The following is an 8,845-nucleotide window of genomic DNA, read 5'->3' as shown; positions in this document are numbered from 1 at the left end:
GCACCCGATCACAGACCACTAGCGATATCGAGGGTCTACACAAAACCAACAACCCCAACCCCCCAAAACCCCAACCCCCGCTTTCGCCAAGCCTCCCCCACACCCCCTAAACCCCCGAGGGTCTACACATGACCGGAGACCCCAACCCACAAGCCCCCCACCCCTCTCCCCCAGCCCCCACCCCAGCCGTCACGGAGCGTCCTTGATTGTCGGACGTTCCCGATAGCTTCGACGCTGTGAGCGATCGATGGGATCGGGAGCATGTGCTCGGGCTGGCGCCCGACGACGCGTCGGCCAAGGCCGCCGGTAAGGTCGCCGTGCCCGCCAAGTGGCGTGGGCTCGGGGCCGACGACGAGGCCGTGTGGGGTGAGTGCGCGGGCAGTGGCAAGAGCGCCTACCGGGCGTGCGTGGATCTGACCGAGCCCGCGTTCCGGTGTTCGTGCCCGAGCCGGAAGTTCCCCTGCAAGCACGCCCTCGGGTTGTTGCTGTTGTGGAGCGACGGCGTCGGCGGCGAAACCGTCGGTGGTGCCGGGGAACGGCCCGCGTGGGTCGTCGAGTGGATCGAGGAGCGGCGGCAGCGGGCCGAGAAGACGCAGCGGAAGCGCACCGAGAAGACCGTCAGGCAGCGTGACCCGAAGACCGCCGAACGCCGTGAGCAGCGCGTCGACGGCGGGATCGCCGATCTCGACCAGTGGCTTCGCGACCAGGTCGCGCACGGGCTGGCCCAGGCGGAGAACGCCCCCTACCGGGTGTGGGACGAGGTCGCGCGGCGGCTCGTGGACGCGCAGGCCGGGGCGTTGGCCGGGCAGGTCAGGGGGCTGGCGTCGGTCGCCCGGCGGGAGGGGTGGCCGGACCGGCTGCTGGAGGAGTACGCGCTGCTGCGGCTGCTCGTGCGGGCCCACCAGCGGCGCGAGGAGCTGCCCGAGGGGCTGCGGGAGACCGTGCGGGCGCGGATCGGGTTCACCCTCTCGCAGGAGGAGGTGCTCGAACGCGGCGAGCGCGTCCGCGACCGCTGGTGCGTCGTCGGGTCGCGGGACGTCGCGCAGGAGCAGCTCACCACGCGCCGCGTCTGGCTGAAGGGGCGGGCGAGCGGGCGGCACGCGCTGGTGCTGTCGTTCGCCGCGCCGGGGCGGACGCTGGACGCGTCGCTGGTCGTGGGGACCGAGGTGGAGGCCGAGCTGGCGTTCTATCCGGGGGCGCGGCCGTTGCGGGCGCTCGTGGCCGAACGGTTCGGGGCGGCCGGGAGCGCCGTGCCGGACGGGGTCGGTGTCGGGGTGTTCCTCAAGGAGTACGCGGCGGCGCTGGCCGACGACCCCTGGCTGGAGCGCTGGCCCGCCGTGCTGGCGGGGGTGCGGCTGGGCCGGGACGGCGGCGGGCTGTTCGTCGTCGACGACGCCGGGGACGCGCTGCCGCTGCGGATGGCCGACCCGTGGCGGCTGCTGGCGGTGTCGGGCGGGGCTCCGGTGACGTTCGCCGGGGAGTGGTCGACGCGCGGGATGCGCCCGCTGGCGGCCTGGCATCCGGACGAGAAGGTCGTGATCCTGTGAACGCGTGGAACGAGCATGTCAGCGCCGCTCTGCTCGGCACCGAGCGGCGTCCGGCTCCCCCGCTGCCCGAGGCTCCGGAGCAGGTCGGCGACCCGGCCGGGCGGCTGCTGGACCAGGCGGCCGTGCTGGCGGTGCGGCGGCGGGCCGGGGCGCCGCCGGTCACCGGGGTCGAGACGGTCGCGCCCGCTCCGGCCGAGGACCTGCCGGTGGTGTCGGAGGCGGCCGGGCGGCGGCTGGCGCGGATCCTGTCGGGCGAGCAGGTCAAGGTGCTGCCCGAGTGGCTGGACGCCGCCGCCGCGCGCGGGCGGAGGGCGCCCGCGCGGCTGCTGCCCGAGCTGCTGGAGAAGGGGCGCAGCGACCGGATGCTGCGGCCGTCGATCGTGCGGGCGGCGGGGCGACGCGGCGTGTGGCTGGCGTTGCAGAACACCGACTGGGCGTATCTGATCAGCACCGGTGACGACCCCGGCGGCGGTGACGACGTCTGGGGAACCGGGACGCGCAGCCAGCGCATCGCCCATCTGACGCGCCTGCGCGAGACCGACCCGGCGGCGGCCCGCGACGCCCTCGGGGAGGTGTGGGCCAGGGAGCCGGCGCCGGACCGGGCGGTGTTCCTGGCGACGTTCGGGCACGGGCTGTCGGGCGAGGACGAGGAGTTCCTGGAGACGGCGCTCGGGGACCGGGGCAAGGACGTGCGGCAGGTCGCCGCCGACCTGCTGGCGCGGCTGCCGGACTCGGCGTACGGGCGGCGCATGGCCGAACGCGCCCGCGCCTGCCTCACCCCCCGGGAGCGCACCGTGCGCCGCCGCAGGCAGACCTGGATCATGGTGGAGCCGCCGCGCGCCCACGGCGAGGAGCTGGCGCGCGACGGGGTGCCGTTCCATCCGAGCGGGTCGTTCGCGCCGGGCAGCCGGGCGGGCGGGCCGATCGGGACGCGGGCGGCGTGGCTGCGCGAGATCCTGTCGCGCACGCCGCTGCGGACCTGGACGGAGGTGTTCGGGCTGCCGCCGGTGGAGGTGGTGTGTCTGCCCGTCACCGACCTGACCGGCGGCGACGCCCACAGCAGCGCCCGCGACGTGCACGTGGGCTGGGCGCGGGCGGCGCTGCGGCAGCGGGACGTGGAGTGGGCGCGCGCCCTGCTCAAGGGCGGGGTGATGGTGGACGAGCCCGAGGCGCTGGCCGACCTGCTCGGCGTGCTGCCCGAGGGCGAGCGCGACGCGGCCGCCGCCGACCTGATCCGCTGGACCGAGGGGCAGCCGGAGCTGCTGCGGGTGCTGGAACGCGTGCCCGGCCCCTGGGCGGGGCCGCTGGCCGAGGCGGTCGTGACGACGTTGACCGCCGCCGCGCGCCGCCCGAGCGCCCCCGCCGAGCACACCCTGACCCAGCTGTGCCGCCTGGCCGACCAGCGCCTGTCCCCCACGGCCGCGCCGCGCCTGGAGGCGCTGGCCCGCGCCGGCGACACCGGCGGCGGGGCCGTGCGGGCGCTGCTGGACCTGACCGAGACGCTGCGTTTCCGCGACGAGATGCTGAAGGAGCTTGACCTGTGACGACCGACGCCGTGCTGCGGCCCCACGCCGAGCAGCTGTACGCCGACGAGCTGGCCCGTCTCGCCGAGCACGACGACCGGCCGCGCCCGCCCGGCTGGCGGCTGTCGCCGTGGGCGGTCACCACCTACCTGATGGGTGGAGAGCTGCCCGACGGGACGGCGGTCTCCCCCAAGTACATCGGGCCGCGCCGCCTGATGGAGGTCGCGGTCGCGACGCTGGCGACCGACCGGGCGCTGCTGCTGCTCGGCGTTCCCGGCACCGCCAAGACGTGGGTGTCGGAGCATCTGGCGGCGGCCGTCAGCGGCGACTCCACGCTGCTGGTGCAGGGCACCGCCGGGACGTCGGAGGAGTCGGTCCGCTACGGCTGGAACTACGCCCGCCTGCTGGCCGAGGGCCCCTCGGAGGCGGCGCTGGTGGAGAGCCCGCTGATGCGCGCGATGCGGCGCGGGTCGGTCGCCCGCGTCGAGGAGCTGACCCGCATGCCCAGCGACGTGCAGGACACCCTGATCACGATCCTGTCGGAGAAGACGCTGCCGGTCCCGGAGCTGAACTCCGAGGTCCAGGCTCGCAAGGGCTTCACGGTGATCGCCACGGCCAACGACCGCGACCGGGGCGTCAACGAGCTGTCCAGCGCGCTGCGCCGCCGGTTCAACACGGTGGTGCTGCCGTTGCCCGAGACCGTCGAGGCGGAGGTGGACATCGTCGCCCGCCGCGTCTCGCAGATCGGCTCGGCGCTGGAGCTGCCGGAGACCCCGGCGGGGCTGGAGGAGATCCGGCGGGTCGTGACGGTGTTCCGGGAGCTGCGGTCGGGCATGTCGGCCGACGGCCGCACCAAGCTGAAGTCGCCCAGCGGCACCCTCAGCACCGCCGAGGCGATCTCGGTGGTGACCAGCGGCCTGGCGCTGGCGGCGCACTTCGGCGACGGGGTGCTGCGGGCGGGCGACGTGGCGGGCGGCATCGTCGGCGCGGTCGTGCAGGACCCGGTGTCGGACCGGGTGGTGTGGCAGGAGTACCTGGAGACGGTCGTGCGGGAGCGCCCCGAGTGGCGCGACTTCTACCGCGCCTGCCGGGAGGTGTCTTGACCGCCCACCGGATCGATCTCGGCGAACGCGTCCGGGTCGAGGTCTACGGCGTCCGCCACCACGGGCCGGGCTCGGCGCGGGCGGTGCGGCGGGCGCTGGCGGAGTTCGGGCCGGACGCGGTGCTGATCGAGGGCCCGCCGGAGGCCGACCCCCTGGTGGAGCTGGCCGCCGACCCGGGCATGGAGCCGCCGGTGGCGCTGCTGGCCTACGCGCCGGGGGTGACGCCGGGCGCGGAGGGGGCGGGCGGGCGGCGGGCGGCGTTCTGGCCGTTCGCGGAGTTCAGCCCGGAGTGGCAGGCGGTCCGGTACGCGCTGGGCGCGGGCGCGGCGGTCCGGTTCTGCGACCTGCCCGCCGCGAACCAGCTCGTCCCGGCCTCCGGCGAGGAGGAGCCCACCGCCGAGGAGCCCTCCACCGAGAAGCCCTCCGCCGAGAAGCCCTCCGCCGAGGAACTCTCCGCCGAGGAGGCCCCGCCGGAGGAGGGCGTCCGGCTGGACCCCCTGGCCTGGCTGGCGCGGACCGCCGGTTACGACGACGCCGAACGCTGGTGGGACGACGTGGTCGAGCACCGCGACGACGCGGTCTCGCCGTTCCCGGCCATCGCCGAGGCGATGGCCGAGCTGCGCGCCCAGATCGAGGAGCTGCCGCCCTCCGGACTGCCGCCCGGCTACCTGCGGCGCGAGGAGCAGCGCGAGGCGCACATGCGCCGTGCCCTGCGCCGCGCCGTCAAGGAGGGGCACGAGCGGATCGCCGTCGTCTGCGGCGCGTGGCACGTTCCGGCGCTGCTGGCCAGGGTGCCCGCGTCCCGTGACGACCAGACGCTCCGCAACCTGCCGAGGGCCAAGGTCGCCATGACGTGGGTGCCGTGGACGCACGGGCGGCTGGCGCACTGGTCGGGGTACGGCGCGGGCGTGCGTTCGCCGGGCTGGTACCACCACCTGTTCACCGCGCCGGACCGGCCGGTGGAACGCTGGCTCACCGACGCCGCCCGGCTGCTGCGCGCCGAGGACCTGCACGTGTCGTCCGCGCACGTCATCGAGGCGGTGCGGCTGGCCGGCGCGCTCGCCGCGCTGCGCGGCCGCCCCCTGGCCGGTCTCGACGAGGTCACCGAGGCGACCCGGGCGGTGCTGTGCGAGGGCGCGGACCTGCCGCTGGAGCTGATCCACCGCCGCATGGTCGTCGGCGAGCGCCTCGGCGCGGTCCCCGACTCCACGCCGATGGTCCCGCTGCAACGCGACCTGGCGGCCGAGCAGCGGCGGCTGCGGCTGAAGCCGTCGGCGCTCGACCAGGAGCAGGACCTCGACCTGCGCAGGCCCCTGGACCTGGACCGCAGCCGCCTGCTGCACCGGCTGCGGCTGCTGAACGTGGACTGGGGCGTGCCGCGCGAGGAGGGCCGCTCCAAGGGCACCTTCCGCGAGTCGTGGACGCTGATGTGGCGGCCCGAGTTCGACGTCGAGCTGATCGAGGCGAGCGCCTGGGGCACCACCGTGCTCGGCGCGGCCACCACCCACGCCGGGAACCTCGCCGCCGACGCCGAGACCCTCGCGGACCTGACCTCCCTCGCCGAACGCTGCCTGCTGGCCGACCTCGGCGACGCGCTGCCGACGGTGATGCGCGCGCTGTCGGACCGCGCGGCCGTGGACACCGACGTGGCGCACCTGATGGCGGCGCTGCCCGCGCTGGTGCGCGCCCTGCGGTACGGCGACGTGCGCGGCACGCCCACCGGGCCGCTCCGCACCGTCGTGGACACCGTCGCCGTGCGGATCTGCGTGGGCCTGCCGCCCGCCGCCGCCCACCTGGACGACGACGCCGCGCGCGTCCTGCTCCAGCAGGTCGACGCGGTCGACTCCGCCCTGTCCCTGCTGTCGGACGCCGACCACCTGGCCCGCTGGCGGCGCACCCTGGCCGCGTTGATCGACCATCCGCACCTGCACGGCCTGCTGGAGGGCCGCCTGACCCGCCTGCTGCTGGACTCCGGCGACCTGCCGGGCGTCGCCGACCGCATGGCCCGCGCGGTGTCGGTGGGCGCGGGCCCCGACCGCGCGGCGGCGTGGGTGGAGGGCTTCCTGTCCGGCGGCGCGCTGGTCCTGGTCCACGACGAGGAGCTGCTGCGGCTGCTGGACGGGTGGATCGCGACGCTGCCGGGCGACTCGTTCACCGACGTGCTGCCCCTGCTGCGCCGGACGTTCGGCGCCTACGCGCAGGCCGAGCGCCGCACCATCGGCGAACGCGTCCGCCGTCTCGACGCCGCGCCCGCGGCCCGCCACGCCGAGGCGGACGCCTTCGACCCCGAACGCGCCGCCCCGGCCGCCGCCACCGCCCTCCGCATCCTCGGCTGGAAGGCCCCCTCATGACCCACACGAACACCCCCACCCCCCACGATCACCCCGCCGTGCCGCAGGCCGTCGTCGATGAGGAGCGGCTCCGGCGGTGGCGGCTCGTGCTGGGCGGCGACGGCGGCTCCGACGGCACCGGGTGCTCGCTCAGCGGTGACGACGCGCGTATGGACGCCGCGCTGGAGAAGCTCTACGGCGCGCGGCCCGGCGGCGGGCGCGGGCGTTCGGGCGAGCGCGGCGCCGGGCTCGGCAACTCCGCGCCCTCGGTGGCGCGCTGGCTCGGCGACATCCGCGCCTACTTCCCCTCCACCGTCGTGCAGGTGATGCAGAAGGACGCCATCGAGCGCCTCGACCTCACCCGGCTGCTGCTGGAGCCGGAGATGCTCGACGCCGTCGAGCCCGACGTCCACCTGGTCGGCACGCTGCTGTCGCTGAACCGCGTGCTGCCCGACAAGGCCCGCGAGTCCGCCCGCGCCGTCGTCCGCAAGGTCGTGGAGGACCTGGAGAAGCGTCTGGCGCAGCGGACCCGGTCGGCGATCGGCGGGGCGCTGGACCGGTCGGCGCGGACGCTGCGGCCCCGCCGCCCGGCCGAGGTGGACTGGAACCGCACCATCCGCGCCAACCTCCGCAACTACCTGCCCGAGCACCGCACGGTCGTGCCCGAACGCCTCATCGGCTACGCCCGCAGGCAGCAGGCCGTCCGGCGCGACGTGATCCTCGCCATCGACCAGAGCGGCTCCATGGCGGCGTCGGTGGTGTACGCGGGCGTGTTCGGGGCGGTGCTGGCGTCGATGCGGACGCTGCGCACGTCGCTGGTGGTGTTCGACACCAACGTCGTGGACCTGACCGACCAGCTCCACGACCCGGTGGAGCTGCTGTTCGGCACCCAGCTCGGCGGCGGCACCGACATCAACCGCGCCGTCGCCTACTGCCAGGGCCTGGTCACCCGCCCCGCCGACACCATCATGGTGCTGATCAGCGACCTGTACGAGGGCGGTGTCCGCGCCGAGCTGCTGAAACGCGTCGCCGCGCTCACCGCCGCCGGGGTCCAGGTGGTGGTGCTGCTGGCGCTGTCGGACGAGGGCGCGCCCGCCTACGACCACGACAACGCGGCGGCGCTGGCGGCGCTGGGCGTCCCCGCGTTCGCCTGCACGCCCGACGCGTTCCCCGACCTGATGGCCGCCGCCGTGGAACGCCGCGACCTCAAGGAATGGGCCGAACGCGCCCTGTGACCCGTACGCCCAGGCCCTGGCCCACAGCCCTGGCCCACAGCGCCGGCCTGGGAATCCGCCCGGGGGCCCGTGCCGCCCGGGGGCCCGCGCCTCCCGGGGGCTTGGTGAGTGCGGCGTCGTTTCGGGATCTGGCCTGCGGGCCTTCGCCTCCGGCGTCGGGCCCGCAGGCCGGGTGACGCGCTCGTGTGCGTGGCCGAAGTCCGCCTGGAAGCAGGTCCCGGCCCCTACCCTCGGGCCGCCTCCGCGCTCCGGCGGCGGGCCGGGGCGTACAGGGCCCAGGCCAGCAGCAGCACCACCACGGCCGCGACGGAGGCGTGCACCGCCAGTTCCCAGGTCCGGACGGTGGCCAGCAGGCTCCAGCCGCCCAGCAGCACGACCCGGGCCACCCGCGCCACCAGCACCGTCCAGACCGCCGCGCGGCGGCCCATCAGTCCCAGCACCACGCCGATCAGCGAGATCATCACCAGCGCGACCAGCGCGATGGCGTAGCCGGGGAACAGCGCGAGGCTGGCGTAGGGCGTCAGGTCCGGGCGGGCCAGCACGATGGCGAGCCCGGTGATGTCGAACGCGGCCGCCGTCCCCGCCGCCAGCAGGCCGAGGACCAGCACGGGGCCGCGTCGCAGCCGCCGGGGGGCCGGGGCGGGCCGCCGTTCGGCGCCCGGGAGGGGTTCGGTGCCGGTCTCGGGCGCGGGCCAGCGCGCCTGTGGCGGCAGGTACGGCTGGGGCTGGCGGGGTGTCGGGATCTCCTGCGGCCGCCGCAGGGTGGGGTGCGGTTCGCCCCTGGTGCGGGCCGGGGCGGTCTCGGGCCGGTGGCCGAGGTGGCCGGTCGGCACCTGGGGCGGCCCGTCGCGGGCCGGGGCGGCCGGGGGACCACCCGGCCTGGTCACGTCCCACGGGTCGACCGGCGGATCGACCGGCGGCGTCCCGGGGCCCCGCGGCACGGTCTCGCCCCAGGCGTCGTCGGGCGGCGGGGAGAACCCGGGCGGCGGCCCCGCGAACGGGGTCGGGCCCGCGCCGGACACCGGGTCGACGGTGCGCGGGTCGGCCGGTGCCCGCTCCCCTTCCGAGGGCGGCCGGGCGGGCGGGACGGCGCCGGTCCGCGGCCGG

5 protein-coding genes and 1 pseudogene are annotated in these 8,845 nt (G+C 76.2%); 5 read left to right on the top strand and 1 reads right to left on the bottom strand.

Going from position 1 to position 8,845, the window contains the following annotated elements; translation table 11 throughout:
• The first annotated feature begins 236 nt into the window (after window positions 1-236).
• Genes AKI01S_RS23075 through AKI01S_RS23055 form a run of 5 tightly spaced genes read left to right on the top strand, consistent with a single transcriptional unit; the run spans window position 237 to window position 7,738 of the window.
• Window positions 237-1,547, top strand: coding sequence for an SWIM zinc finger family protein (locus AKI01S_RS23075; protein ID WP_067821657.1), 1,311 nt, complete (start codon window positions 237-239; stop codon window positions 1,545-1,547).
• The gene (locus AKI01S_RS23070; RefSeq protein ID WP_067821654.1) at window positions 1,544-3,091 is read left to right on the top strand and encodes a DUF5691 domain-containing protein; all 1,548 of its coding nucleotides are present in this window, start codon (window positions 1,544-1,546) and stop codon (window positions 3,089-3,091) included. Before AKI01S_RS23075 ends, AKI01S_RS23070 begins: the two co-directional genes overlap by 4 nt.
• On the top strand, window positions 3,088-4,173 hold the full coding sequence (locus AKI01S_RS23065; protein WP_067821651.1) for an ATP-binding protein: 1,086 nt from the start codon (window positions 3,088-3,090) through the stop codon (window positions 4,171-4,173). Before AKI01S_RS23070 ends, AKI01S_RS23065 begins: the two co-directional genes overlap by 4 nt.
• On the top strand, window positions 4,170-6,524 hold the full coding sequence (locus tag AKI01S_RS53620) for a DUF5682 family protein (protein ID WP_245681738.1): 2,355 nt from the start codon (window positions 4,170-4,172) through the stop codon (window positions 6,522-6,524). Before AKI01S_RS23065 ends, AKI01S_RS53620 begins: the two co-directional genes overlap by 4 nt.
• Complete coding sequence (locus AKI01S_RS23055) at window positions 6,521-7,738, top strand: VWA domain-containing protein (RefSeq protein WP_084000102.1); 1,218 nt, start codon at window positions 6,521-6,523, stop codon at window positions 7,736-7,738. The genes AKI01S_RS53620 and AKI01S_RS23055 overlap by 4 nt, the downstream gene beginning before the upstream one ends.
• Before the next feature lie 224 nt (window positions 7,739-7,962).
• Here AKI01S_RS23055 and AKI01S_RS51780 read toward each other — a convergent pair.
• A pseudogene (locus tag AKI01S_RS51780) lies at window positions 7,963-8,845 on the bottom strand (hypothetical protein); the annotation flags it as partial.

It is taken from the genome of Actinomadura kijaniata NBRC 14229, assembly GCF_001552175.1.
Lineage (GTDB): Bacteria > Actinomycetota > Actinomycetes > Streptosporangiales > Streptosporangiaceae > Spirillospora > Spirillospora kijaniata.
The sequence above is the reverse complement of the archived record's forward strand: the minus strand, read 5'-3'. Positions and strand labels throughout refer to the sequence as shown.

Bases quoted from the DNA above. Each gene is read 5' to 3' on its own strand.
- AKI01S_RS23055 (WP_084000102.1), top strand. From the start codon at position 6,521: ATGACCCACACGAACACCCCCACCCCCCACGATCACCCCGCCGTGCCG.